Source organism: Photobacterium frigidiphilum (genome assembly GCF_003025615.1).
GTDB classification, from domain to species: Bacteria; Pseudomonadota; Gammaproteobacteria; order Enterobacterales; family Vibrionaceae; genus Photobacterium; species Photobacterium frigidiphilum.
Window position 1 is genome coordinate 1 of record NZ_PYMJ01000115.1, and the last position, 1,202, is coordinate 1,202.

Below are 1,202 nucleotides of genomic sequence, written 5' to 3' on the forward strand. Positions count from 1 at the left end.
TTTTTTTGACCATAACGTGGAGAGATAACAATGCAAAAGGGATTGAACCTGAGCAAAATAGCTTGTGCTATTACAGGTATGTTGATGGCAGGAATCGCCTCTACCGCTTACGCAGCGCCAACGCATGATAAAAATGTAATTGGCTATATTACACAGTGGGAGGCATGGAAAGGACCAAATGCTGGGTTTAGTGTAAAAGGTGAAGCAACGCATTTAAATGTAGATATGGATATCTACTCTATTCTTAACTTCTCTTTTTTTGGTGTTGCAAAAGACGGCTCATTACACAGTGGTGATTTACGTAATAAAAGTATTTACCAACCGAATGCCGTTCAAGAACCAGGACCATTATTACACCCTGATGTGTATTCTAGCTGGGATTTTGACATTCTTTGGGGTGAGCTCGAGTATGTTCATCAGTATCCTGGCAATGAAGCATGGGAGGCTGACAGTCTACGTAAAATACAAGAGCAAGGGTTTGTAAAAAGTGGAAGTGGTTGGTTACATGTGCCGACAGGTGTTCAAGGTCAATTCCCTATTCCATTAAAGAAAGCGGGTGGGGCACCAGGTTTGATCGATCTTGCCCATCAAAAAGGTGTGAAGGTAATGGCATCTTTGGGGGGGTGGAGTATGTCGAAACACTTTCCTGAAATGGCGGCCGATCCGGTAAAGAAAGCCCGTTTTCTTGCTGATATAGATAAAGTGATGTCATTGGGTTTTGATGGCATTGATATCGACTGGGAATATCCGGGTTTTGGTGGGATGAATTTTGCGGGTAACCCTGAAGATTACGCAAACTTTGAACAGCTTATGGAAGATATTCGTGAACGAATTGGACCTAATAAACTGTTAACAGCTGCATTTTCTGCATCGACAGCGAAGCTAGAAGGCTATGACTGGAATCGTCTTGTTGCGTCGATGGATTCTTTCAACATGATGACTTACGACTTAAATGGTGGTTGGTCGAACGTTGCGGGTCACAATGCTCCATTGTATCCGTACCCTGAAGAGGAATACCAAGGGCTAGACCTTGATACATTGCGAATATGGATGGCACAAAAAGGCATTCCATCGAACAAGATTAACTTCGGTGCAGCCTTTTATGGACGTGGTGTTCAAACATCTGAAGCCACAGCGTATCTTGGGGCTCCAACAGAAAAACGTACCGTTAACTTTAGTGTTGATGGGCCAACATTATCTTC

The 1,202-nt window shown here is 43.2% G+C and carries 1 protein-coding gene; it reads left to right on the forward strand.

Annotated elements, in window-relative coordinates; translation table 11 throughout:
* Window positions 1-30: 30 nt before the first annotated feature.
* Window positions 31-1,202 (forward strand): glycoside hydrolase family 18 protein (locus tag C9J12_RS30055; RefSeq protein ID WP_265416176.1); only part of this gene is annotated, 1,172 nt, incomplete at its 3' end.